Origin of the sequence: Acidovorax sp. ACV02, assembly GCF_014851475.1 — a bacterium.
In the GTDB taxonomy this organism is placed as follows: domain Bacteria; phylum Pseudomonadota; class Gammaproteobacteria; order Burkholderiales; family Burkholderiaceae_C; genus Acidovorax; species Acidovorax delafieldii.
Genome location: NZ_JACUZU010000002.1, coordinates 433,686 through 459,403 on the forward strand (window position 1 = coordinate 433,686; position 25,718 = coordinate 459,403).

Here is a 25,718-nt window from a genome sequence, read left to right on the forward strand (position 1 = left end):
ATGGAAATCCTTACCGCATCGACCCGGGATGCGCCCGCCATCAGCGCGCTTGCGTTGTCGGTGGCGCACTTCTTCATACTGGACAAAGACGGGCGAGGTGCGGAGGTGTTTTTACAGACCCTGCAGCCGGAGGCGGTGGCGCTACGGCTGCAGAGTCCATCGTTCAAGACCTGGGTGGGGTGGACACGCAACAACACCTTTGCGGGCGTCGTGGTGGTGCGGGAGGACAGCCACCTGTTCCATCTGTTTGTGGCCGAGGCTTTCCAGGGACTTGGCTACGGGCAGCAACTGTGGCAACACGCCCTGTCCCATATCGCTGCCGGCCCTGCACCGGGCATCACAGTCAACGCGACACCCCATGCCCGGGGCTTCTATGAGCGCATGGGTTTTTTGGCAACGGGTCCCAGGGTGGAGACCCGCGGGGTTGCATTCATTCCGATGCGGCGCGCCAGCGATGCATCCAGCATGGCGTACAAACAGGCCGCAGGAGATACCCCGTTCTGACGGGGATCGACAGGGGGTTTTCTCAGGCACTGCCAGCGGCCTGCGCAAGGCTTGGCGCGCAAAGACCTTGGGGAGCCTGGGTAAAGTGCAGGGAGCCGTGCAAGTCCAGTAACCTCGGGCCCATGCGCGCCTTTCACAGCCTGAGCCTTGCCGCCTGCACCGCCGCCCTGCTGGTGCTGGCCGGTTGCAGTACATCGCGGCCTCCATCCCCCTCGTCGCCACCGCAGGCTTCCACACGCACGGCGCCGCCGCTCACGCCCGAGCAGGCACACGACATCGCCATCCACGCGCTGGGCCTGGTGGGCACGCCGTATCGCTACGGCGGCAACACCCCGGACTCGGGCTTTGATTGCAGCGGCCTGATCGGCTACGTGTACCGCAACCAGGTGGGCACACCACCGCCGCGCACGGTGACCCAGCTCAACACCTGGGGCTATCCCATCGACGGCAGCGAGCTGCGTGCAGGTGACCTGGTGGTGTTTGGCACGGGCCGCCAGCCCAGCCACGCGGGCATCTATGTGGGCGAAGGGCGGTTCGTGCATGCGCCGTCCACCGGCGGCACGGTGCGGCTGGACCACCTGCAGTCGCGCCACTGGGCGCGGCAGAATGCGGCGTTCCGCAGGCCCTAGAGGCTCCCCCTGAGTCGCCTTCGGCGCCTTCCCCCTGAGGGGGACGACGCACTCGCTGCGGGGCGGCCCTTGCTCTGCGTCTCGCGCGGGGGCCGCGCCGGTATCCAGCAACGTGCCTCGATTCGGCCTGTGATCGGGCTCCGCGACAATCGGGGCCACCATGACCCACGCACACCGCTCCGCCACCCCCATCTCCACCCACGACACCACCCGCATTGATGACACGCGCATCAAGGCCGTGCGCCCGCTGATCACACCGGCACTGCTGCAGGAATGGCTGCCCACGCCCGATGCGGCACTGACCCTGGTCGAATCCAGCCGCGCTGCCATTTCGCGCATCCTGCATGGGCAGGACGACCGGCTGATCGTGGTGGTGGGGCCTTGCTCCATCCACGACCATGGCCAGGCCATGGACTATGCGCGCCAGCTGAAAGCACAGGCCGATGCATTGCAGGACGACCTGCTCATCGTGATGCGGGTGTACTTTGAAAAGCCGCGCACCACCGTGGGCTGGAAGGGCTACATCAACGATCCGCATCTGGACGGCAGCTTTGCCATCAACGAGGGGCTGGAGCTGGCCCGCCAGCTGCTGCTGGACGTGCTGGCACTGGGCCTGCCCGTGGGCACCGAGTTCCTGGACCTGCTCTCACCGCAGTTCATCAGCGACCTGGTGAGCTGGGGCGCCATCGGCGCGCGCACGACCGAGAGCCAGAGTCACCGGCAGCTGGCCAGTGGCCTGTCGTGCCCCGTGGGTTTCAAGAACGGCACCGATGGTGGCGTGAAGGTGGCGAGCGACGCCATCCTGGCGGCCAGCGCCGCGCACGCCTTCATGGGCATGACCAAGATGGGCCAGGCCGCGATCTTTGAAACGCGCGGCAACCAGGACTGCCACGTGATCCTGCGCGGCGGCAAGCAGCCCAACTACAGCGCCGCGGATGTGGATGCGGCCTGCACCGTGCTCAAGGCCGCCGGCCTGCGCGAGCAGGTGATGATTGACGTGAGCCACGCCAACAGCAGCAAGCAGCACCAGCGCCAAATCACCGTGGCGGCAGAAGTGGCACAGCAGATTGCCGCGGGCGACGCACGCATCACCGGCCTGATGATCGAGAGCCACCTGCAGGAAGGCCGCCAGGACATCGTGCCCGGCCAGCCGTTGGCGCATGGCGTGTCGGTGACGGATGCCTGCATCAGCATGGCGCAAACCGTGCCGGTCCTTGAAGGGCTGGCAGCAGCAGTGCGGGCGCGGCGCCAGAAGGCCTGACACACCCGACACACCTTGTACTCGGCTGGCACGCCCGGCGTGAGGCTGCGCTATCAGCCCTGGGGCGGCCTCGCGGCCCCCATGTCGATGTTGCGTGCCGTGGCCAGCAGCGTAGCGCACAGCCGCTCCTGCCCGGCGGCATCCACTGCCCACACGTCGGCGGCACAGACGGTGAGCAGGCGCCCGGCATCCACCACGCGGCCCCGCGCCCGCAGGCACTCGCCCTGGGCAGGGGCCACAATTTTCAAGGTGGTGTCCACCGTGGCATTGGTCCAGCCAGGTGGCAACACGCTGCCTGCTGCCGCCACCGCCGCAAAGTCGGCCACCGCAAACACCGCCGTGGCCTGCAACTGGCCTGGGCGAAAGCTGAAGGCCTCGCTCACCGGTATCTCCACCTCAACCCGGCCGGGCTCGGCATGGACAAAGCGCAGCCCCAGCGTGCGGGCCATCGGCATGGCCAGCACCACGGCCTGCAGGGTTTCCATGGTGCTGCGGGGTGCGCTGGACAAAGCATCGCGGGGCGCGGGTGTGAGTGGGGCTGTCATGGTGGGGGTCTCCTGGGGATGGGGTGTTTGGGTGCTGCGAGGGGTCTAGGGTTTGCGGGCCGACGGGGCACGCACACGCGGCCAGGGCTTGGTAGATGCAGTGGCTGCGCCCGAGCGTGTTTGCCGACCCTGGGTTTTTGATCGCTGCTTCTTGAGCAACCGGCCACGCAACCAGGCCTGGTGCGCCTGCACGGTGGATTTTTGGGACTGCAGTGCAGCGATCTGCTGGTTGATCGCGTCCACACGCGCCTGCAAGGCCTGCACCATGTCGTCAATGCCGAGGGTGCCGGCGCGGTATTCATCCAGGCGAAGGGCAATCTGCGGCAGGCTGAAGCCCAGCTGGCGGGACATGGCGATGAACACCACCTCGCGCCGCATGCGGGCCGGATAGTCGCGGTAGCCGTTGGCCCGGCGGTCGGGGTGGATGAGCCCCAGCCGCTCGTAGTGGCGCAGCGCGTGGACGGACACCGAGGCCTGTTGCGCGAGTTCGGAAATCTGCATGGGGCCACGTTAGCAAGCCTCGTGCTGCGCGAAGGTTGCCTGGGTGACTGCCCGAGGTCAAAACACTGTGTTTTTTGGGACAAACCCCCATAGGCGCACGTCGCAAGCAAGGTCTGTGCGGTGTAGCATTGACCCTCTTTGCCACAGTGCCTGTGGCGCTGTGGTCCCATGCGCGCGTTGCGGCAGCATTGCACGCACCCACCTATTGCCCGATTGCCTTGCCGAAGTTGCTCCGCCCCACTCCTGATGGCCTGGTCGCACTGACCAGGCTGGATGGGTGCGCGCGCAGCGGTGCCACGGTGGATTGACCATGCCACCAGCGCAAGCCACCGCAGAAGCCGCCCGGCTCCAGGCACTGCAGTCTTACGCGATCCTCGACACCCCGACGGAAGACAGCTTTGACCAGCTGGCCACGCTGGCTGCGCGTGTATGCCAGTGCCCCATGGCGGTGGTCAACTTCGTGGACAGCGACCGGCAATGGTTCAAGGCCGCAGTGGGTGTACCTTTCAAGGAGACCGAACGCGCGATTGCGTTCTGCGCGCATGCACTGAGCGGCAGCCGCGAGCCCATGGTAGTCAACGACACCCACAAGCACCCGGTTTTTGCCCACAACCCGCTGGTCACGCAGGACCCCCATGTGCGCTTTTACGCCTGTGTGCCGCTGGTCACCCCAGAGGGGCAGGCGCTGGGCACGCTGGCGGTGCTGGACTCCATTCCCCGGCACATCGAGGCCGAGCAGCTGGAGGGCCTGCGCATACTGGCCGAGCAGGCCATGGTGCAGCTGGAGCTGCGCCGCCAAAAGCAGGTGCTGGCCGACCTGGTGCAGCAGCGCGACAAGATGCATGCCGAACTGCTGGCCCAGAGCGAGACTCTGCGCGTGGCCGGGCAGATGGCCCGCATTGGCGGCTGGATCGTGGAGCTGCCCAGCCTGCAGCTGAACTGGTCGCAGGAGATCGCCGCCGCCTTCGGCATTGCGGGACGCATGGGCTCGGTGGAACAGATCATGGAGCTGTACCTGCCCCCGCACCGGCAGGCCATGCAGGCAGCGTTTGAGAGTTGCATCCGCCACGGCACACCGTTTGACCTGGAGGCCGAACTTGTCACACCGGCGGGTCGTCACTTCTGGGTGCGCACCACCGGGCAGGCGGTGCGCGACGCCGAGGGCCGCATCGTGCGGATTCAGGGGGCGTTTCAGGACATTTCGGCCCAGCACCAGGCCCGGCAGGCCCGCCGTGAAAGCGAAGAGCGCTTTCACCTGGTCTCGCGCGCCACGGCCGACGCGGTGTGGGACTGGAACCTGCACACCGATGCCATGTGGTGGAACGAAGGCATGCAGACCCTGTTCGGTGTGCCACTCGACCAGTTGCCCCCCGACAGCACCTCGTGGACCTTGCGACTGCACCCCGATGACAGCGAAGAAGTGCTCGACGGCATCCATGCCGCCATCGACGGCACGGCCAACCACTGGTCGGACGAATACCGCTTTCGCCGCCAGGACGGCAGCTATGCCTGGGTGCTGGACCGGGGCTTCCTGATCCGCGACCTGCAGGGCAAGGCCGTGCGCATGGTGGGCGGCATGACCGACATCAGCGCGCAAAAGCTGGCCGACCTGGACGCCCAGCGCGACGCACAGAACCATGCCGAGCTGCTGCAGGTGCAGCAGCGCATTTCGTCGCTGGACATGCCGCTGCCCGAGGTGCTGCAGCTGGTGGCCAGCACCGTGCTGCGCCAGACCGAAGCGCGCGGCGCCATGGTGGAGCTGCTGCAAGGCCGCCAGCTGGTGGCGCAGGCGTCAGCCGGCGACCACGTGCGCCCAGTGGGCAACCCGCTGGCAGTGGACCAGAGCCTGCTCTGGCCCGCACTCAGCAAGGGCCAGACCGTGGTGTGCAACGACACCGAGGCAGAGGGCTGGGACATGGCTTCAATGCCCCACCGCCACGGCGTGCGGTCGGTCATGGCGGTGCCGCTGCGCAGTGGCGACGCCATCGTCGGGTCGCTCAAGGTCACATCGGACAAGGTCAATGCATTTTCGCGCCGCGATGTGGCGCACCTGGAGATCCTGACCGAGTCGCTGGGTGCCATGGTGCAGTTGCGGCATGTGGCGGGGCAGCTGCATGCGTCCGAGCAGCAATACCGCATGCTGTTTGACGAGCACCCGCACCCCATGTGGGTGTACGACCGTGAAACCCTGCAGCTGCAGGCCGTGAACCGGTCGATGGAACGCCACTATGGCTACACCGAGTCCGAGCTGCTGACCATGTCGATGCTGGACCTGTGGCCGGCCGACCGGCGCCCCAACGTCGAGGCCAACATCCGCGCCGTTCCGATGGAACAGCGCAACGCGCCGGTCATCAGCCGCCACATCAAGAAGGATGGCAGCTTCATGGATGTGGAGATCACGGCGGGCAGCATCAGCTTCAACGGGCGCCCGGCCCGCCAGGTGCTGGCCACCGACGTGACCGAACGCCTGCGCACCGAGCGCGAGCTGGCGCGCATGGGCCGTGCCCAGCGCCTGCTGAGCGCATGCAACGAAACCCTGGTGCGCGCCACGTCCGAGGCCACACTGCTGCAGGCCATCTGCCAGATTGCGGTGGACATCGGTGGCTACCGCATGGGCTGGGTGGGGTTTGCGCTGGACGACGAGCGCAAATCCATCCGCCCGGTGGCCCATGCGGGCTACAACCAGAACTACCTGGAAAACCTGCAACTGAGCTGGTCGGCCGACGACCCCTATGGCCGGGGCCCGGCGGGCATTGCGGTGCGCACCGGCCAGCCGGTGATCGTGCAGGACATCCGCACCGAAGGCGACTTTGCCGACTGGACCGAGCGCATGCTGGAGCATGGCTTTCACGGGGTGATATGCCTGCCGCTGCGCGAGCATGCGCGCGACCACGCACAGGACCGCAGTTTTGGCCTGTTGTACCTGTACGCACCCGACGTGTTGCAGATCAGCCCCGAAGAAGCCGCGCTGCTGCAGGAGCTGTCCAACGACCTGGCCATCGGCATCACCAGCCTGCGCGCGCACAAGGCGCAGCAGCGGCTGCAGGCTTCGGTGCTCAAGGTGGCGGCGGCCGTGTCGGCCAGCACCGGCACCGAATTTTTTGTGCAGCTGGTGCGCAACATGGCCGATGCGCTGGATGCCCAGGGCGGCTGCGTGGTGCGGCTGCTGCCGCATTCGCAAGACCAGGCGCCCCGGGTGGTCACGCTGGCGGCTGTGCTTGACGGCCAGATGCTACCCAACGACGAATACAGCCTGACCGGCACGCCCAGCCTGTTGCTGATGTCGCAGCGTACCCATGTGGTGACCGACAAGGTGCAACAGCTGTACCCCGAAGCCCCCGTGCTGCGCGCGGTGGGTGCCCAGGCCTATGTGGGCCAGCAGCTGTGCAATGCCGACGGCGAGGTGGTGGGCATCGTCTTTGTGCTGTTCCGCCACGCGATTGCCGACACGGACTTCATCACCTCCACGCTGCAGATCTTTGCCTCGCGTGCGTCGGCCGAGATCGAGCGGCAGCTGGCCGATATCCGCATCCGCCACCAGGCCTCGCTGCTGGACAAGGCCCAGGACGCCATCCTGGTGCGGGACCTGGACCACCGCATCATCTTCTGGAACAAGAGCGCAGAGCGCCTGTACGGCTGGTCGCAGCTGCAGGCGCTGGGGCAGTCCATCGAGACGCTGCTCTACGAAGACCCCACGCACTTCCGGCACGCCACGCAGACAGTGCTGGAGCAGGGCGAGTGGACCGGCGAGATCGTGCAGTGCCACCGTGATGGCAGCACCATCGAGGTGGAAGGCCGCTGGACGCTGGTGCGTGGCGATGACGGCCAGCCACAGTCCATCCTGGCCATCAACACCGATATCCGCCAGCGCAAGGCCAGCGAGCGCGAGATCCAGCGCCTGGCGTTCTACGATGCGCTCACCGGCCTGCCCAATCGCATGCTGCTCATGGACCGCATGCACCAGGCCCTGGCCACCGCGCAGCGGCGCCAGCAGGGCGGGGCGCTGCTGTTCATCGACCTCGACAACTTCAAGACCCTGAACGACACCCTGGGCCACGACCAGGGCGACCTGCTGCTGCAACAGGTGGCGCAGCGCCTGAACACCTGTGTGCGCAGCGTGGACACGGTGGCCCGGCTGGGGGGTGACGAATTTGTGGTCATGCTGGAAGAACTCAGCCCCAAGCCGCACGAGCTCGCGCTGCACGCCCGGGGCGTGGGTGAAAAGATCCTGGCCATGCTGGCCGTGCCCTATGCGCTGCAGGGCTACCAGTACCGCAGCACGCCCAGCATCGGCATTGCACCGTTCACCGGCGAGCACACCACAGTGGGCGAGCTGCTCAAGCAGGCCGACCTGGCCATGTACCAGGCCAAGACGGCTGGCCGCAACACCTTGCGCTTTTTTGACCCCGACATGCAGGCTGTGGTCACGGCGCGCGCGGGGCTGGAAACCGACCTGCGCTCCGCGCTGATGCAGGAAGAGTTCCTGCTGCACTTTCAGCCGCAAATCCACCAGTCGGGCCGCTGTGTGGGGGTGGAGGCGCTGGTGCGCTGGGCCCACCCGCAGCGCGGCATGGTGTCGCCCGCGCAGTTCATCCCGCTCGCTGAAGAGACGGGCCTCATCCTGCCGCTGGGCCGCTGGGTGTTACACACCGCATGCAAGCTGCTGGCCAGCTGGCAGAGCGACCCGGCCCTGTCGCACCTGACCATGGCCGTCAACGTGAGTTCGCGCCAGTTCCGCCATGCCAGTTTTGTGGACGACGTGGCCCGCGTACTCGCCATCACCGGCGCGCCCTCGGCCCAGCTCAAGCTGGAGCTGACCGAAAGCCTGCTGGTGGAAGACATGGAGACCACCATCGCCACCATGACCGCGCTGCGGTCGTACGGGGTGGGCTTCTCGCTGGACGACTTTGGCACGGGCTACTCCAGCCTGAGCTACTTGAAGCGCATGCCACTCGATCAGCTCAAGATCGACCAGAGCTTTGTGCGCGACCTGCTGACTGACCCCAACGACGCTGCGATCGTGGACACCATCATCGGCTTGTCGCGCAGCCTGGGGCTGGAAGTGATCGCCGAAGGCGTGGAAACCCCCGAGCAATGCGCGCTGCTGGCCCGCGCGGGCTGCCAGCTCTACCAGGGCTACCTGTTCAGCAAGGCGCTGTCGGTGGACGTTCTGGACAGCTTCCTGCGCACCTCGCAGGCATAAGCGGCGCCCGCCAGGTGTTCCTGGCTCTTGTCCACATCCAACGCCCCCTTAACCCCTGACTCCCTCCTGAGGGCCCCAGAAGCTCCGTGAGGAACCTGTGGGTACGTTTCGGCCCCCTGGGCCTGCTTTTGCGCCTAAGGCCCTCCACGGCCTTCTGGACGTCTCCAGATCCCCTCGTTCATCCCGGTTGGGGCGGGTACACCCGGTATGTCGGTGCCCCTCCATTCACCCCCGCCGTGTGCGTGGCCCCAGTTGTTCTCTGTCTTCTTCTTATTTCTTTTATAAATACATAGTCGTAGTAGTAGAGGGCGGCCTGGCGTGTGGACAACTGTATTTTTGCCAGCGCTGGCAAGCACTTAGCCCGCTGCCAACCCTGTGCACCCAGCCCTGCTCCCGTTGTCGCCCGAGCGGGGACAAAAGCGGCGCATCGCACTTTTCTGTGGATAAGCCCCCGGTTGTGCCAAAACTATCCCCAGTTTTACGCACCGGGCGCGTGGGCAGCAAGAAGTTCAATCAAAACGACCCGTAGCGCTACGGCCGTATGCCTTTTTTGCTCTCTAATTGATAGCATTGAGGCAGATGTGACGCTCCGCTTCCGGTGCTGCAGGGGCTTGGGGGGCGCCAGTGAGGCGGTCAGAACCTGCCCAGACGATGGTCGATGTAGCGCACAGGACCTTGGCACAGCACATCCCTCGTACCAGGCCGCAAAGCCGTTTCGTGCAGTCAACGACCGCCTGTGGGTTCCCAAGAGGACCTGAGTGATCCGCAGGGCAGGCTGAGCTGTCGTCACCACGGCCTGGTGGTGATGTCCGTGCAGACAGGCCCCCACAAGCAGAACCGCACGTCGCAGGCGTGTGATGGGTACCCCGGAGTTGGAGTTCTGGTTATTCTTTAATAGCTTTATATATAAATAGCAGTAGTAGTAGAGAACGCCTGTTTGTGTGGACAAGCGTCTTTTCTTCAATGCTGGCGCGTACTTGCGTCGCTGCAAAGTGTGTGGGGCGGCTCGCACAAAGTGCGGGGCTCACCGACAACAACTTTCGGGTGTCGGATTTTTGTGTGGATAACTGCCCGGTTGTGCCAGAACTGTGCCCAGAGTTATCCACAGCTGCGTCGCATGCTGCCATTCGCTGCTCCCCATGGGCTGGCCACCACAACAAAAAAACCCGGCGTTCTGTGAAGAACGCCGGGTTGGCGGGTGTGCGCCTTAGCGCCTGTCAGCCTGGCCGGGGGGCCTTATTTGGCCGGAGCGGGGGCCGGACGGCCTTCGCCCCCGCGCATGCCGCCGTGGTGGTCGCCGTGCCCGTGGCGGCCCTCGCCACCCCGCATGCCACCCATGGGGTGGCCCCGGTGGGCCTGGGCGTCAAAGGTCTTTTGCTGCTCGGGCGTCAGCGTCGCATAGAAGGCCTTGGTGGCCTCGCCACGGCGGTCGGCTTCGGCAGCGTGCTGAGCGCGCAGGGCCCGCATGCGGTCGATGCGTTCCGGCGTGGTCAGCTTGTCCATGTCCTGGCGGTCCAGGCGGGCGGGGCGTTCGCCGGGTTGCATGGCGGTGGTGAAGGTGGTCCAAGCGGATTCCTGTGCAGGCGTCAGCTTGAGCTGGGCCTTGAGGTCTGCCAGCCGCTTGGCATGGCGCTGGGCCATGTCGCCATGGTGGCGTTCATGGCGGCCTTCGGCGGCCTTGGCGGGGGCTGTGGGGGATGCCGCAGGCGCAGCTGGGGGCTGCTGGGCCAGTACAGGCAACGCCATGGCGGCGAGCAGGGCGGTGGCGGCAATGCGGTGAGAGATGTGGTGGGAGAAACGGGATGCCATGGTGGGAGTCCTTTCGCGGTGGTGAGCTCGCTGCAACGACCGTTTCAGCGATTGGAGTCCAGTGTCTGCCGCCCACGTATCGCCACGGTGCGCGTTGGGTGAGGCTGTGTAAAGTTGCAGCGAACGCTTGCAAAGTGGCCTCCGAGATAATTTTGAGCAAATAGTCGGCGATGCGCCAGTGGCATATGCCTTGTTTGCTATTGATTGTGTAGCGTTTTTAGTCCCTCAAGGGATGCCTGTGCCCTAGCGGCCCGGCGCCTGGGTGGCGACCGCCGACAATGGCGGGTTCCGTGTCCGTGTCGTTGTCCGCAGCGACCCCAACCAAAGGTTTTCCGTGTTCAAGAACATGATCGTGTACCGCATTGCTCCGCAATGGCAGGTCGAGCTGACGCAAGTAGAGGACGCCCTGGCCAAGGCCCCGTTCCAGGAATGTGGCGCCACGCAAGAGAAGTCGCTGGGCTGGGTGCCCCCCCGGGGTGAACTACATGGCCCCTTGGTCGAATCGGTGGGCGGGCAGTGGATCCTGCGTTTCATGGTCGAGACCAAGGTGTTGCCCGGCAGCGTGCTGGCGCGCAAGGTCAAGGAAAAGGCCGAACGCATCGAAAAGGAAACCGGCCGCAAGCCCGGCAAGAAGGAGAGCAAGGAGCTGAAAGACGAGGCCAAGCTGGACCTGCTGCCCATGGCCTTCACCAAGCAGGGCTCGATGTGGATCTGGATCGATACAGCCTCGCGCCTGCTGGTGCTGGACACGTCAGCCCAAGGCCGTGCCGATGAAGTGGTGACCTTGCTGGTCGAATCGCTGCCGGGTCTGTCGGTGTCGCTGCTCGACACCCAGACCAGCCCTCAGGCCGCCATGGCCCACTGGCTCAAGGAGCAGGAGCCACCCGTGGGCTTCACGGTGGACCGCGAGTGCGAACTCAAAAGCGCCAACGAGGAAAAAGCCGTGGTGCGCTACGCCCGCCACCCATTGGACATCGAGGAGGTGCAGGCCCACATCGACGCCGGCAAGCTGCCCACCAAGCTCGCCCTCACCTGGGACGACCGCGTGAGCTTCATGCTCACCGAAGGCCTGCAGATCAAGAAGGTGTCGTTCCTGGACACGGTGTTTGAAGGCACCAAGGCGGACGAGGGCGGGTTTGACACTGACGTGGCGATTGCCACGGGCGAGCTGGTCAAGCTGATTCCGGACCTGATCGAGGCGCTGGGGGGGGAGACCGAGAGTGGAGTGGCTGGTGCGGCGCAGGCGGTTGCGTCGGAAGGGGAAGCCGTACATGCGCCTCGGGCAGTTGTGCGAACTGCGGCGTCAACACCGTCACGCAAGGGCGGCGGCGTGATAACTGGGCCGGAACAGGCGCCGGTGGATTCAGATCCAGATGCGGCGCCCTTTTGACAAACATCCAGCTGATCCGCCTATCGTTTAGGCCATTGGCGTAGGTATTAATGCCAGAAGATTAATTAAAAATGGATAATTCTCAATATCAGAAAAATTCTTCCATAGAGACGCTAAGAGCTTTAGCTGTCGCTTTGGTTTTTGTGCACCATCTTCACTCGGGCGCTAACATAACCTTCCTGCCTTTTTTTGCACATCTTGGTGGGTGGCTGGGGGTGCAGATATTTTTTGTCATCAGTGGATATTTAATTATTCTCAGTGCTATCCGGTATTCGGCAAGAGATTATTTTATTCACAGATTTTTTAGAATTTATCCGGCGTATATTTTTTGGTTTTTGGTGTTTTCTTTGGTATTCAATCAGTTGACGCTGGAGGGGCTTGATATCAAAGCGCTGTTGGCGCATCTGAGCTTCCTGCAGCACCTGTTTCCTGATTATTACTACAAATACAATGCGCTGTTTGTTAGCTGGACACTGACCATAGAGTTGGCGTGGTATGTCATCGCCTTCCTATGCGCTGCAAATTTCGCGAAGCACCCTTTGAAAATGACATTCCTGTTCATGGCAATTTCATATGGATGGCTTTTTCTGGGATGGTCCGACCTGTCGATCTACAAAGGGCTGGATTCGAACGCCAGGTTCTTCTTCGTTAACAATAGCTTCATCAGCCAGTTGCCGTTTTTCTTCTTCGGTGCCTATATTGCCATCAAGAAGCCGAAGTTCGACAAGGCAGGATTGTTTGCAGTCTTCTTGATCACCGTGGTTTTGTCATCATCCTGGAAGCAGCATTTTCCGGATCCGGTGTTCATCACTGGTTTTGGGGTAACGGCGCTGTTTCTGATACTTAAGGATACAAATTATCAGAATCCGAAATTTGTCAATGTTCTGTCTGATATTTCCTATTCGTTTTACCTGATTCACTATCCAGTTATAGTCTCTGTAGCGCAGGTGGTCGAAAAGAGATCAATGGTGGTAATTATTTCTGTTGTGATTACCGTTGTGCTTGCTTATCTAAGCCATCGATTTATTGAGCAGCCTTTTATAAGAATGGCAAAGCGGCGCACTGAGAAGGTCGCTTAAAAAGAATGTGCAATCAACCCGATTGCACATCAATTTGACGATATTAGATGTGTATTTACTTTGACGCGGAAGACCCTGATTTCACTGTCTTGTTGATTTCGCGTACAAACAATTTTCTCCAAACATCCCGGGTTTCGTCTTCCACCAACTGTGGCATGAAGCCGAAGGCCAAAGTTCTTTCACCTTTCACCATGATCCCCTGCTCTTTCTGCAGAAGCTCCGTAGCGACCAGCGTGTAGCCAGCGCGCGGAGTAATGGACGCATAGCTGGTGTACAGAGTCTTCGAAGTTTTGAGCCGGTAAACCTTTCCATCGATAAGAAAGATACCCCCCCGCTTTTTCCACTCAACATTGGCAATCCCAAACACCTCATGCATCCAGTCAAAGGTGGGTTTGCCATTTTCGTCAAACTCACCCAGACGCATGTCCTGAATGAGTGCTCCGCCATTTTTCCAGTAAGTGGTGAGTTTGGCCTTGATGCTCTGTGGCATGGCCGCTTGGTGGGGGACCAGGATGGCGTCGAGTTGCTGGATGATGGGGTCGTCCTGCAACAGGTTCTTTTCGCCGATGATGTGAACGTCCATCCCTGGCTCTTGGCTCAGGATTTTGTAGGACGCGAACAGCGCATCGCGGTGGGGGTTTCTGCCAGCGCTTCGTTCTCCGTGCCACACATGGAAGTTGGTGGTGGAGCCGAGGATGCCGATCTTGATTTGCCCGACGGGCTTGCCGGATGTGGCGGGGAGGGGCTTGGGAGTGGAAGCATTGAGCTTGACCATCTCCAGACTGGCCAGCGCGCCGCCATTTGCCTGGTGCTGGAATCCCCCGATCTCATACCCTATCACGTGGGCTTGCGATAGCGACTGGGCAATAGAGCGTCGGATGACGGGCATCAGCTCTTGGGTTTTCTTGGCGGCCTCCCAGCGTTCTGCATAGGCGCCGACCATGACTTTCTTGTAGCCCAGCGAACCCATGTAGTTGGCCAGCGTCGGCAATACGTCGGAATCGGCCACCAGGCCATAGCCATCGTAGAAATTGAAATCGATGACGGCGATGTCGATGCAGGGGGCCAGTTTTTCCACGATGCCGGTGGCGTAGATGGCGTCGTGCGATGTGAAGGTTTCAGCAAAATAGCCGATGGCCTCTGCGCCTTTGCTGCGGATCACGTTGGCATAGGCGCAGGTGGCTTCCTGCAGGCGGGCCTCTCGGAATTCCTTGTGGGCATGCAGCAGTGGCTCTGCCTTCGGCACGCCTGCGGCTATGTTGTTGTTGTAGTTGATGACCGGTTGCTTGGCGTTGTATTTTTTGGCGAACGCTTGCTGTGTGGAGTCTTTGTAGTCTCTCCACTGGTAGCCCATCTGGCCGTACTTGATTTCGTGTTCTTCCTGAAGGCCGATGGCGTAGCCCAGCACCTTGCCTGGGTAGCGTTTGGAAAAATGCTCTACCGTTTGCGCGATGAACGGGTCAGCGTACTTTCTGACCGCAGGATCTGCGAAGTCGGGCTGCCAGCTTGCCTCGCCTGAGAAATTGCGCATGGCCATGTCCGGGTGTGCCGCAACAATCCATCGGGGCACGGTGGACAGGTTGGGGACGATCTGCCCGGTTTCGTCCTTGTAGGGGCGTCCGCCCATGTCTATCACCAGCAGCAGCGACAGTCCGCCCTGGACGATGGCATCCACATAGCGGTGGTAGTGGGCAAAGTCGTACTGTCCCTTGCGGCTCTCGATGTCGGACCAGTTGAGATACACCGTTGCATGGCTCACACCCTGGGCCTTGAGTTCACTGGGCAGGTTCTTGTTCTGGTTCAGGTCCCACGGCATCACGATGATGCTGGACACGGGAGATGCCGGAGCCGCATGGCAGACCGAGGCAACCAGAGAAAACAGGACGGCTGCGGTACGAAGGATTTTTTTCATGGAATCACTGGCGAAAGGACCCGGGCGCTTTGGTGGCCGCGTGGGACCCGGAGAGAGGAGTCCGTCGGTTGAGCCAGGCATTCTGGTCAACCGGGGCGATTTTTCCATTGTTCCATGAACTGCTGGCCGGCCTGGGGCACACACGGCCGCGATGGCTCCCTTGCACAGACCGGTCAGCGGGGGGCTTTCAGTGTGCGGCCCGCACCATGGCGGATAGCCTGTGTACGTAGGGATCGGTGATTCCCAGCACCCCACACTGCCGCACCAGCTGCTCCAGGTAGTCCCGGTTGCTGCCGATGCGCCCGCAGGCGGTGGCAATGATCGCGGCCGTGGCCTGCAGCGACAGATTAGCCCGGTAATGGGTATGGGCCGTGTTGGCGACCAGCACCAGCGCCTGCACCTCGCCCTGGGGCGTTGGCAGGGGCAGCAGTTGCGGGCAGTAGGCGCCGGTGATCATCTCGCGCCGCCACAGCATGCGGGACTCGTCCTCCACCAGAGGCGCCGGGATGCGGAATGCCAGGCCCTCGCAGCCCTGTGGCTCTTCGTCGCCCGTGCGCTGCAAGGTCAGCACCAGGCCCGGGCAATCGGGAGTGCCCCGGCCGATGGTGGTGCTCAGGGCAAAGCGGCGTGCAAAGCCGGGCAGGCAGGCGCGGCGCACTTCGCCAAAGTGAAAGCCTGGGTTCCACATCAGCGAGCCATAGGCAAACACCCACAGATCCTGCTGCTCGGAGGTGATGGTGGAAAGCACCTCGCGGCGGGATTGCTCAACCTCGTTATCTGGCAGGCGCCAGTGGGCGGGCAGGCCCTGGCAGCGCGCCTGGGCGTCCCACTCGGCCAGCACCTCGTCGGTGAGGCGCAGGCCTGAGGCATGGGCGGGGGTCAGCCGGCCTTGCAGCTCAGGCAGGTGAAGGAAGGCTTCGTCGGGGGTCATAGTGCCAGTTCCATGCGCTGGGGTGACGCGTTTCAACGCCGCGCCAGGTCAAACACCAGCACCTCGGCGTGGTGGCCGTCGTGCAGGGTCAGCGTGTTTTCGCCGTCCAGCGAGGCGCCATCGCCACCAGACAGCGCGATGCCGTTGACCTGCACCGCCCCCCGCGCCACGTGCACATAGGCCAGGCGTTCAGGGTTCAGCACTTGGGTGGCGGTTTCGCTGCCATCCAGCAGGCCTGCCCAGATGGAGGCGTCGGCGTTCATGGTCACCGAGCCGTCCTCTCCCCGGCGCGAGGCAATGCGCACCAGGCGGCCCCGGCGGTCTGCGGGCGGGAAGTGTTTTTGTGCGTAGCTGGGGCGGATGCCTGTGAACAGGGGCTTGATCCAGATCTGCAGGAAATGGGTGGGCTGGTCGGGCAGCGCATTGAATTCGCTGTGGCGCACGCCCCAGCCGGCGCTCATGCGCTGTACGTCGCCCGGGTGCAGGATGCCGGTAGGGGCCTCCGCCGAATCAGCCACTGGCGCCCCCGAGGCCGCTGGGCCGCCAGGTTGTTGGCCGGTGCGTTCGTGCAGGTTGTCCTGGTGGGCCAGGGCGCCGTCGAGTACGTAGCTCACGATCTCCATGTCGCGGTGCCCATGCGTGCCAAAGCCTTTGCCGGGCGCCACTGTGTCATCGTTGAGCACCAGCAGGTTGCCATGGCCCTGGTGGCGCAGGTCGAAGTAGTCGCCAAACGAAAAGCTGTGGGCGCTGTGCAGCCAGCCGGTGGAGGACCGGCCCCGTTCGGAGGAGGGGCGGACGGTGATCATGGGGATTTGTCTTTTGCGCACCCAGTGGTGACACTGCGTGAACTGTAGACGGCCTCGGCGCCGGCATAAACCCGGGGCGGGCAAACGGAGTGTTCTGGAATCGTGACCAATGCCTGCGCAGGGCGGCCGTGGCGCAACAGGGGTTGTGGAGAAGGAGTGTCGGACTACCGCCCCACAAACTGCGGGCTCTGGCGCTGGTGAAACGCCTCCACCCCCGCGCGGAAGTCCTCGGTGCCCGCGCAGTGCACAAAGGCGTCTTTTTCAGCGGCCAGTTGCTCGGGCAGCGTGTGGTCCATCGACGCGCGCATCAGGCGCTTCATTGCACCGTAGGCCAGTGTGGGACCGCTGGCCAGGCGCTGGGCGAGGGCGGTGGTGGCACTGTCCAGCTCGGCGCCGGGCACCACGCGGTTGACGAGGCCCAGGCGCAGCGCATCGTCCGCGGTGAAGGCCTCGCCCAGCAGCGCAATCTCCAGCGCTTGGCGCACGCCCACGATGCGCGGAAGCGCCCACGATGCACCCACGTCGCAGCTGGTGCCGAGGTTGATGTAGGCCAAGTTGAAGCGTGTGCCTTCGGCAGCGATCACGTAGTCGGCCATCAGCACCAGGCTCAAGCCCGCGCCGGCGGCCGCACCGTGCACCTGCGCGATGACGGGCGCGTTCATCTGCGCCAGCAGCAGCAGTGCCTGGTTCAGCGGCGTGAGGATGTCGATGGCGCCCTGCACCGGGTCCGCGCGCAGCGTGGCCAGGTCGCCCCCGGCCATGAAGCCCCGGCCGTTGCCACGCAGCACCACGGCCCGCACACCGGGGTCGGCAGCGATGGACTGCACGGCGGCGAGGAAGGCATTGGCCATGGGCACGTCGATGGCGTTGAGTGCCTCGGGCCGGTTGAAGCGCAGCGTGGCGATGGCGCCGTGGCGCTCCAGCAGCAGGGGCGGCTGTGGGGCGGGCGCGGACGGTGCGGTAGCGGCTGCTGCAGGGTCTGTGGCGGTATTTTTCATGTCAAATCCGCTTCAAGCGCTAGTGGATATTGCGCTATCAGCTCCTGTTTTGATAGTAAGTGGGTTCCAATGCGCCGAGCCCTGGGCTATTGGTACAGCGCCTCGATCTCGGCCGCATAGGTTTTGTAGATGCTTGCGCGGCGCACCTTCATCGTCGCGGTCACCTCGCCGTCGTCGTGGTCCAGCTCCTTGGTCAGCAGGTGGAACTTGCGGATCTGCGAGACCTGCGCGAGGCGCTGGTTGCCCTGGTTGATTTCGGCGTCGATGAGGCCACGCACCTCGGGGTGCTCCACCAGCGAGCGAAAGTGCGTGAACGGAATGCGCCGCGCCTCGGCCCATTTGCCCACGGTCTCGTAGTCGATCATCACCAGCGCGCCGACGAACTTGCGCGCCTCGGCCACGATGATGCATTCCTTGATGAAGGGGCTGCCCTTCATCGTGTTCTCGATCTCGGACGGCGTGAGGTTCTTGCCACCCGCCGTGATCATGATGTCCTTGAGGCGGTCCACGATCTGGATCTGGCCTTGCGATTCACGCACCACGTCGCCCGTGTGCAGCCAGCCATCCACGATGCTGCTGGCCGTGGCCTCGGGGTTCTTGTAATAACCCGCAAACACCATGTCGCCTCGCAATTGCAGCTCACCGTTGTCCGCAATGCGGTGCTCCACGCCCTGCGTGGGCACGCCCACGGTGCCCACCACCACATGATCGAGCCGGTGGCCCGTGACCATGCCGGTGGATTCGGTCAGGCCATACACCTCGATGAGCGGCACACCCAGCACGCGAAAGAACCGCACCACGTCGGGCGGAATGGGCGCGGCCCCCGTGAGCGCGACGTGCGCATTGCGCAGGCCGATGAAGTTCTGCAGCGCGCGGAACACCAGCCAGTAGCTGGCGGCAAAAGTCAGCTTGTCGGCAGCGCTCCAGGCACTGCGCGGCTTGTCGGCCAGCGGCTTGCAGGCGTTGTAGGCCTTGTGGAACAGCGCGCGGCGCAAGCCACCGGTCTCTTGCAGCTTGATGTGGATGGCCGCGTGCAGCTTTTCCCAGATGCGCGGCACGCCCAGGAACATGGTGGGCGCGACTTCGCGCAGGTCTTCCTGCACCGTGCGGATGGACTCGCCAAAGTTCACCTGCGAGCCGATGTACACCGGCACAAAGCTGGTCAGCATCTGCTCGGCCACATGGCACAGCGGCAGGTACGACAGGTGGGTGGTGCCTTGCGACAGCTCCAGCCGGTCCACGATGCCCGGCACCACGCCCCGGATGTTGCGGTACGAAATCATCGCGCCCTTGGGCTTGCCGGTGGAGCCTGAGGTGTAGATCATCAGGCCCACATCGTCGAGCCGCTGGCGTGCCAGAGCATCGTCGATGATGGCTTGTTGGCCCGACGCCTCGCCCAGCCGTTCCACCTCGTCAAAGGTGGTAATGAACTGCCGCACCTCGGGCGCAAAGCTGCGCAGGCCCTTGGTCTCCATGACCACGATCTTTTTCAGGCGCGGCAGATCGGGCAGCGCGGCCAGCAGCTTGTCGGTTTGTTCCTGGTCTTCGCAGACCATGATCTCGATGTCAGCATGGCCGACCACATAGGCCACTTCGTTGGTGGGGCTGGTGGGGTACACACCCACGGTCACGGCGCCCACCAGGCCTGCGCCCATCTGTGCCAGCACCCATTCGATGCGGTTCTCGGAGATCACGCCCACATGCCCGCCCGCAGGCAGGCCCAGAGCGCGCAGCCCCAGGCCGAAGTGGCTGGCACGCTGGTGGTACTGCGCCCAGGTGAAGGGCTTCCAGATACCGAAGTCCTTTTGCCGGATGGCAATGCGCTGCGCGTCGGTGCGTGCGCGCTCGCGCAGCATCTGGGGCAGGGTGAGGTCGGGGAGTGTGCTCATGACAGCCAGCGTTTGCGACGCTTGTAGTGCTTGATGTCCTTGAAGCTTTTCGCCTCGCCACCACCGCCCATGCCAAGGTAGAACTCGCGCACGTCCGGGTCGTTGGCCAGGCGCTCGGCCGTGCCGTCGATCACGATCTTGCCGTTCTCCATGATGTAGCCCCGGTGCGCCACGGCCAGGGCCACGGTGGCGTTCTGCTCCACCAGCAGCATGCTGGTGCCGCGCTCGGCATTGATGCGCGCGATGATGGTGAAGATGTCTTCGACGAGCTTGGGAGACAAGCCCAGCGAGGGCTCGTCGAGCAGGATGAGCTGGGGCTGCGCAATCAGCGCGCGGCCAATCGCCAGCATCTGCTGCTCGCCACCCGACAGGTACCCGGCCAGGCCCTTGCGCCGCTCATGCAGGCGCGGAAAGTAGCTGTAGACCAGGTCGAAATCGGGCGTTGCACCGCTGCGCCCCGTGAGCGCATAGGTGGCGGCCACCAGGTTCTCTTCGACCGTCAGGTCTTCAAACACGCGGCGGCCTTCCATCACATGGCTCAGACCGTTGCGCACCAGCTGCTGCGGGGCCACGGCGGCCGTGGGCTGGCCATTGAAGTGGATGCTGCCGCTTTCGACCACACCATCCTCCAGTGCCAGCAGGCCCGAGATGGCCTTGAGCGTGGTGCTTTTGCCCGCCCCATTGCTGCCCAGCAGCGCCACGATCTGCCCGCGCGGCACAGCCAGCGACAGGCCGCGCAGGGCCTGCACTACCTTGTTGTAGATGACCTCGATATTGTTGACTTCGAGGACGTGGGCCGGGGTTGGCTGGGTCATGGCGCAGGCAGTGTCAGAGTTTGATCCAGTCCGATGCCGCGACCATCTTCTGCGCCTTCATGTCGGCGCGGTACACACGGCCCACGGGGATCGAATTCCCGCTGATGGTGATTGGCACGCCGATCAGCCCGCCCGTGTCGAAGTCCTTGATGGAGTTGAGCGCGGCCTTCAGGTTGGGGCCTGTGAGGGGCTTGCCAGCGTCCAGCGTGCGCTTGGCTGCCTCGGTGAACAGCATCGCGGCCAGGAAGCCCTGGATGTAGGCCGTGCTCTGGTACTCGGGCCGCAGGGCGCGAATCTTCTCCAGCATGGGCGCCTTCTCGGTGTCGTAGTAGTAGCGATACGGCATTACACCCATGAAGCCGTCGGCGGCTTCGCCCATCTTCATGACGGTGGAGCTGTCCATGGTCCAGAAGGTGCCCATCCACTTGCTGGTCATGCCCTGCTGCTTGCCCTGGGTGATGAACTCGGGGATGGGCGCGAGGATGTAGCCGTGAAAGATGGTGTAGTCCGGGGCTGCGCGGCGCAGCTTGATGACCTCGGTGGACACGTCCACGCTGCCGGCGGGCGTCATGATCTTGATGGGCACTGACAGGCCCAGCTGCTTGGCCATGGCTTCGCTGGACTCGATGGGGTCGCGGCCGAATTCCGAATCGGAGTACACGAAGGCCACCTTGGCACCAGGCTTTTCCTTGGCGATGTGCTTGAGCAGGATGCCGAACATCTCGGTGTAGTCGGGGCCCACGAGGAACTGGTTGGGGTACTTCTTGGGGTCGTTGAGTTCGGTGGCAAACGACGCGCCGGCCATCAGGATGTTGCCGTTGCGGTCCAGCTCGGGGTTGATGGTTTTGGAGAAGCCCGTGGAGTCGCCGTAGTAGAGGTTGACCTTGTTCTGGCTGGTGATCTTCTTGAACGCAGCCACCGACACATCGACCTTGTAGCCCGTGTCCTCGGGCACGTACTTGACCTTGCGGCCCTTGATGCCGCCCGCGTCATTGAGCATCTTCACGTAGTCGCCCATGCCCGCGTTGATGCCCACGCCCGCAAACGCGAACACGCCGGTGAGCGGGATGGAGCCGCCGATCACGATCTCTTCAGCGCCTTGGGCCAGCACCGACAGCGGGCTGGTGAGGGCTGCGGCGCCAGCGGCTCCGAGCAAGAGTTGGCGGCGCTGGAAGGAAGTGCGTTGTGTGTCCATGGTTGTCTCCTGTGGGTTAGAGCCTATTGATAGCCATTTCATGGGGTACGTTGCCCCGCAGAGGCAGTGGATGCAAGGCGCCCACCGCAAGCTGCACTGATGTGCAGCGAGGATGGGCAACGCTGCAGACGCTACCTCTGCGGGGCAACCCTTCGGGCATGACAGCACACAGCCACGCTCGTCGTTCCCCGCCTTGCCCAGGCCGCCAGCATGCGCTGCGACGGGCGCCTAGATCGTGACTGTGTGTTGTCATGCGTACCCCATGAAATGGCTACCAATAGGCTCTCAGTTTCGGAAAGGCCAGAGATGGAAGAAACGACGGACGCGCCGCCACACTTCGGCCAGGCCATGGGGCTCGAAGGCGAGAAAACCGATGATGAGCAGGCCAAAGATGACCGTGCGCACGGGCGAGAGGAACACGGTGAGTTCGCTGCCGCCGGGCATCAGGTCCACCACGAGCTTGAGCAGCTCGGGCACCATGGTCATGAACACCGCGCCCAGGAAGCCGCCCAGGATGGAGCCCATGCCGCCGACGATGATGGCCGCGAGGAAGAAGATGGACATGAGCAGCGGAAAGCTCTCGGGCGTGACCACGCGAAAGAAGTAGGCCCACAGTCCTCCCGCCACGCCCGCGTAGAACGACGACAGGCCAAACGACAGCAGCTTGTAGCGCAGCAGCGGAATGCCCAGCACCTCGGCCGAGATGTCGCGGTCGCGAATCGCGATGAAGGCACGGCCCACGCGCGTGCGAAACAGGTTGGCCGCGCCCAGCAGCATTAGGAGGGTGACCGGCACGATGAGCCAGTACAGGCGGAACGATGTGTCGAGCGCCATGCCAAACAGCTTGGCGGGCGGCACGCTCAGGCCACCGGTGCCGCCGGTGAACTTCCAGTTGGCAAAGATGAAGTGCGCGATGAACGATGCGGCAATGGTGGCAATCGCCAGGTACAGCCCCTTCACGCGCAGCGAAGGAATGCCCACCACGATGCCGCCCAGCATGGCGACAAAGCCACCTGCCAGCAGGTTGAGCACAAAGGGCGTGCCCACCTTGGTTTCCAGCACGGCCACCGTGTAAGCCCCCAGGCCCATGAAGGCGGCCTGCCCCAGGCTGACCAGCCCCGTGTAGCCCGTGAGGATGTTGAGCCCCGTGGCGCTGGCCACATTGATGCTGACCAGGCAGGCCAGGTAAAGCCAGTAGTCGCTGGCCATGAAGGGGAACAGCACCAGCAGCGCAGCGCCCACGGCCAGCCACACTTTTTGCGTGCGAGAGTCGAACAGCGCCGCGTCGGCGATGTAGGTTTCCTTGAGGGTTCCGATGCGCATGGATCAAGCCTCCAAGGCGCAGATGTGTTTTGGCATCGTCAGCCTGGCCTGTGCCAAGCCGTTGTGCGAAAGGCCGCGGAGCAGGCCATGCGAGTGACCGCCGGGGAACCGGCTTTGCCGGGCCACCGGCGGTGTCCCCCTTGAGGGGGAAGACGCGAAGCGGCGCAGGGGGTGTTTCATAGTCTCTCGATTTCGTGGGTGCCGAACAGGCCGTAAGGCCGCACCAGCAGCACGGCCACCAGCACGATGAACGTGGCCAGCAGCTTGTATTCGCCACCCAGGTAGGCCCCGGCCAGCGCCTCGATCAGGCCGATGAGGATGCCGCCGACGAGCGCGCCCAGCACGCTGTCGAGCCCGCCCACGATGACCACCACCAGCACCGACAGACCGAACACGCCCATGCTGGACGAGATGCCGCCAATCGAGCCAACGATGATCCCGGAGATGGCAGCCAGCATGGCCGAGGCCACCCAGGCCAGCGAGAAAACACGCGGCACGTTGATGCCCACCGAGTACGCGGCGGCCTGGTCGCTGGCCGTGGCACGCAGGGCCACGCCGCCGCGCCAGAAGCGGAACACCACCAGCACTGCCGCGATGAACACGATGGCGATCACGGCGCCCCAGAACACCTTGGGCGCGAGGAAGGCATCCCCCACCATGATGGGCTGCGTGGGCATGAAGTCGGGTAGGCGGCGCTGGTCTGCCGTCCAGATCATTTCCACCAAGCCCACCAGCACTGAGGCCAGGCCCACGGTGACCATGAAGACGGAAATCGGCGGTTCGCCCAGCAGCGGGCGGATCATGGTGCGCTCGATCACCGCGCCCAGCAGGCCCGTGCCCAGCACGGCGGCGGGGATGGCCAGCCACAGCGGCAGCGCAAACATTGATGCAAAGGTGAAGAACAGGTACGCGCCCACCATCAGCAGCTCGCCAATGGCAATGTTGACCACGCGGGTGGCCTTGTAGACCATGACGAAAGCCAGTGCGGCCAGTGCGTAGAGACCGCCACCGGCGATGCCGGTGAGGCTGATCTCAAACAGGTAGGCCCAGTCGAAGTTGCCGGTCATGCGGTGGTCACTCCCTGCAGCTTGGCACGCAGGTCGCCCACGTCGCCCGCGCCCAGGTAGGCGCGGATGACTTCGGGGTCCGCCTGCACCTGTGCGGGCGTGCCTTGTGCGATGACCTGGCCGAAGTTGAGCACTACCACGTGGTCCGACAGGTCCATCACCATGCCCATGTCGTGTTCGACCATGAGCACCGTCACGCCCCACTCCTCGCGCACGTCAAGGATGAAGCGCGCCATGTCTTCGGTCTCTTCACGGTTCATGCCGGCCACGGGTTCGTCCAGCATCAGGATCTGCGGCTGCATGGCGAGCGCGCGGGCCATTTCCACGCGCTTTTGCAGGCCGTAGGGCAGGGCCGAGACGGGTGCGTGGCGGATGTGGTCGATTTCGAGGAAGTCGATGATGCGCTCCTCGATGTCGCGGCGCAGTTCGGCCTCTTCGCGTCGGGCGCGGCCGAAGTACAGCAGCGCGTCGAGCACGTTGGTTTTGAGGTGCGCGTGGCGGCCCAGCTTGATGTTGTCGAGCACCGTCATGCCGCGAAACAGCGCGATGTTCTGAAAGCTGCGGCCCAGGCCCAGCTTGGCGCGCTGCGGCGCGGGCACGCGGGTGATGTCCTGCCCCTGAAAGCGGATCGAGCCCTGGCTGGGCCGGTAAAAGCCCGAAATGGTGTTGAACAGCGAGGTCTTGCCCGCACCGTTGGGGCCAATGACGGCGGTGATGGAGCCGGGCTGCACGTCAAAGCCTACGCCGGTCAGCGCCTTCACGCCACCGAACGCCAGGGTCACGCCCTGCACCTGCAGCAGGGGCGTGGCAGCAGCGGGGCCGGAAGGGGTTGTCTCCATTGGCTTTCTAATACGGGTTGACTGCAGCTTTTGACAGAAATTTCGATGGAACCCAGCAGAAATTTCCTACTTGTGCGTAAACTGTTTACTCGCAAGTAGATTCTGGAAGCCGCGACCCTCATCAGCATCCGTACTTTCCCGAGGAACTGCCATCCATGCCCCACGCCAAAGTGGCACCCCGCCGCCGCAGCGCCACCGCCACCGCCGCAGCCCCGTCTTCGCCACCCGCTGCCAAGCGAGCCACGCCGGTCAAAGCGGCCAAGCAGGCCAAGGACACGCCCGCCCCGACCGCCGCGGCTTCTCCCTGGCCCCCGGTGTCACACCGCGAGCGCCAGCGCGAGGCCAAGCGCAATGCCGTGCTGCAGGCAGCGGCCCAGTTGTTCAATGAGCGGGGCTTTCACGCGACGTCGCTCGACGACATCGCCGCGCGCCTGAACGTGACCAAGCCCACGCTGTACTACTACGTGAAGAACAAGGACGAGATCCTGCTGCAGTGCGTGAGCAAGGGCCTCACGATGATGCTGGAGGGGATTGATGCCTCGCGCGCTGCGGGCGGCAAGGCCATTGACCAGCTCATGACCTGCATGCAGGTGTATGCGCGCATCGTCACCATGGACTTCGGCATGTGCCTGATCCGTGTGGGCGATGAGCAGCTGCCCCCCGAAAGCCGCAAGGAGCTGCGCCGCCTCAAGTCCGCCATCGACCAGGAGTTCCGCCGCCTCGTGGCCGAGGGTGTGGCTGAAGGATCGCTGCAGCCCTGCGATCCGAAGATGACGGCCTTTGTGATTGCCGGAGCGCTCAGCTGGATCGGCCGCTGGTACCAGCCCGATGGCGAATACACGCCCGAGCAGGTGGCGCAGCAGTGCATTGCGACGCTGTGTGATGGGGTGCTGCGGCGGTCTGCGCAGGCCCCGGTTTCAGCCGCGGACACGGGGGCCGCGCCAGCGACCGCACCCCGCCGCAAAACGGCAGTTGGCAAGGTCAAGGCTCCAGCGCGTTTGGGTGGTGCCTGACGGGCCTTC

Annotated in this window: 20 protein-coding genes; 7 read left to right on the plus strand and 13 right to left on the minus strand. The window is 63.9% G+C overall.

Annotated elements, in window-relative coordinates; genetic code table 11:
- From IB236_RS05900 to IB236_RS05910, 3 genes are all read left to right on the plus strand, one after another.
- On the plus strand, positions 1–504 hold the full coding sequence (locus tag IB236_RS05900) for a GNAT family N-acetyltransferase (RefSeq protein ID WP_192419396.1): 504 nt from the start codon (positions 1–3) through the stop codon (positions 502–504).
- 122 nt (positions 505–626) lie between these two features.
- Positions 627–1,133, plus strand: a complete 507-nt coding sequence (locus IB236_RS05905) for a C40 family peptidase (RefSeq protein ID WP_192419398.1) — start codon at positions 627–629, stop codon at positions 1,131–1,133.
- A 160-nt stretch (positions 1,134–1,293) separates the two neighbouring features.
- Positions 1,294–2,394: a 3-deoxy-7-phosphoheptulonate synthase gene (locus IB236_RS05910; RefSeq protein ID WP_192419400.1), complete on the plus strand. Its 1,101-nt coding sequence runs from the start codon at positions 1,294–1,296 to the stop codon at positions 2,392–2,394.
- A gap of 53 nt (positions 2,395–2,447) precedes the next feature.
- Here IB236_RS05910 and IB236_RS05915 read toward each other — a convergent pair whose 3' ends face one another.
- Both IB236_RS05915 and IB236_RS05920 read right to left on the minus strand, forming a co-directional pair.
- Complete coding sequence (locus IB236_RS05915; protein WP_192419780.1) at positions 2,448–2,879, minus strand: PaaI family thioesterase; 432 nt, start codon at positions 2,877–2,879, stop codon at positions 2,448–2,450.
- 105 nt (positions 2,880–2,984) lie between these two features.
- The gene (locus IB236_RS05920; RefSeq protein WP_192419402.1) at positions 2,985–3,440 is read right to left on the minus strand and encodes a MerR family DNA-binding transcriptional regulator; all 456 of its coding nucleotides are present in this window, start codon (positions 3,438–3,440) and stop codon (positions 2,985–2,987) included.
- 310 nt (positions 3,441–3,750) lie between these two features.
- On the opposite strand from IB236_RS05920, the gene IB236_RS05925 reads away from it, so the two are divergent.
- Positions 3,751–8,643, plus strand: a complete 4,893-nt coding sequence (locus IB236_RS05925; protein WP_192419404.1) for an EAL domain-containing protein — start codon at positions 3,751–3,753, stop codon at positions 8,641–8,643.
- Between the two features lie 1,236 nt (positions 8,644–9,879).
- Here IB236_RS05925 and IB236_RS05930 read toward each other — a convergent pair.
- The gene (locus tag IB236_RS05930) at positions 9,880–10,452 is read right to left on the minus strand and encodes a Spy/CpxP family protein refolding chaperone (RefSeq protein ID WP_056742512.1); all 573 of its coding nucleotides are present in this window, start codon (positions 10,450–10,452) and stop codon (positions 9,880–9,882) included.
- 334 nt (positions 10,453–10,786) lie between these two features.
- Here IB236_RS05930 and IB236_RS05935 point away from each other — a divergent pair, with 334 nt between their 5' ends.
- Positions 10,787–11,842: a recombination-associated protein RdgC gene (locus IB236_RS05935; RefSeq protein ID WP_056742511.1), complete on the plus strand. Its 1,056-nt coding sequence runs from the start codon at positions 10,787–10,789 to the stop codon at positions 11,840–11,842.
- Between the two features lie 71 nt (positions 11,843–11,913).
- On the plus strand, positions 11,914–12,921 hold the full coding sequence (locus IB236_RS05940; protein WP_082564841.1) for an acyltransferase: 1,008 nt from the start codon (positions 11,914–11,916) through the stop codon (positions 12,919–12,921).
- 55 nt (positions 12,922–12,976) lie between these two features.
- Here IB236_RS05940 and IB236_RS05945 read toward each other — a convergent pair whose 3' ends face one another.
- The 10 genes from IB236_RS05945 to IB236_RS05990 form a co-directional block, all read right to left on the minus strand.
- Entirely contained in the window at positions 12,977–14,833 is a 1,857-nt protein-coding gene (locus IB236_RS05945) for a beta-galactosidase (RefSeq protein ID WP_056742506.1), read from the minus strand.
- Between the two features lie 187 nt (positions 14,834–15,020).
- Positions 15,021–15,764, minus strand: a complete 744-nt coding sequence (locus IB236_RS05950) for a gamma-glutamylcyclotransferase (protein WP_146870423.1) — start codon at positions 15,762–15,764, stop codon at positions 15,021–15,023.
- 32 nt (positions 15,765–15,796) lie between these two features.
- The gene (locus tag IB236_RS05955; RefSeq protein WP_192419406.1) at positions 15,797–16,570 is read right to left on the minus strand and encodes a pirin family protein; all 774 of its coding nucleotides are present in this window, start codon (positions 16,568–16,570) and stop codon (positions 15,797–15,799) included.
- A 164-nt stretch (positions 16,571–16,734) separates the two neighbouring features.
- The gene (locus IB236_RS05960) at positions 16,735–17,568 is read right to left on the minus strand and encodes an enoyl-CoA hydratase/isomerase family protein (RefSeq protein WP_225580984.1); all 834 of its coding nucleotides are present in this window, start codon (positions 17,566–17,568) and stop codon (positions 16,735–16,737) included.
- 86 nt (positions 17,569–17,654) lie between these two features.
- Positions 17,655–19,457 carry a long-chain fatty acid--CoA ligase gene (locus IB236_RS05965; protein WP_192419408.1) on the minus strand — a complete coding sequence of 601 codons (1,803 nt, stop codon included), beginning with the start codon at positions 19,455–19,457 and terminating at the stop codon, positions 17,655–17,657.
- Positions 19,454–20,272, minus strand: a complete 819-nt coding sequence (locus tag IB236_RS05970; protein ID WP_056742497.1) for an ABC transporter ATP-binding protein — start codon at positions 20,270–20,272, stop codon at positions 19,454–19,456. Before IB236_RS05970 ends, IB236_RS05965 begins: the two co-directional genes overlap by 4 nt.
- A gap of 13 nt (positions 20,273–20,285) precedes the next feature.
- Positions 20,286–21,467, minus strand: coding sequence for an ABC transporter substrate-binding protein (locus tag IB236_RS05975; RefSeq protein WP_192419410.1), 1,182 nt, complete (start codon positions 21,465–21,467; stop codon positions 20,286–20,288).
- A 285-nt stretch (positions 21,468–21,752) separates the two neighbouring features.
- Positions 21,753–22,790 (minus strand): branched-chain amino acid ABC transporter permease, encoded by a 1,038-nt coding sequence (locus IB236_RS05980; RefSeq protein ID WP_192419412.1) that lies wholly within the window; start codon positions 22,788–22,790, stop codon positions 21,753–21,755.
- 176 nt (positions 22,791–22,966) lie between these two features.
- A complete protein-coding gene (locus tag IB236_RS05985) occupies positions 22,967–23,857 on the minus strand; it encodes a branched-chain amino acid ABC transporter permease (protein WP_056056932.1) in 891 nt (296 codons plus the stop codon).
- A complete protein-coding gene (locus tag IB236_RS05990; RefSeq protein ID WP_108500294.1) occupies positions 23,854–24,696 on the minus strand; it encodes an ABC transporter ATP-binding protein in 843 nt (280 codons plus the stop codon). The genes IB236_RS05985 and IB236_RS05990 overlap by 4 nt, the downstream gene beginning before the upstream one ends.
- Before the next feature lie 155 nt (positions 24,697–24,851).
- Here IB236_RS05990 and IB236_RS05995 point away from each other — a divergent pair, with 155 nt between their 5' ends.
- Complete coding sequence (locus IB236_RS05995) at positions 24,852–25,709, plus strand: TetR/AcrR family transcriptional regulator (protein ID WP_225580985.1); 858 nt, start codon at positions 24,852–24,854, stop codon at positions 25,707–25,709.
- Positions 25,710–25,718: the final 9 nt, after the last annotated feature.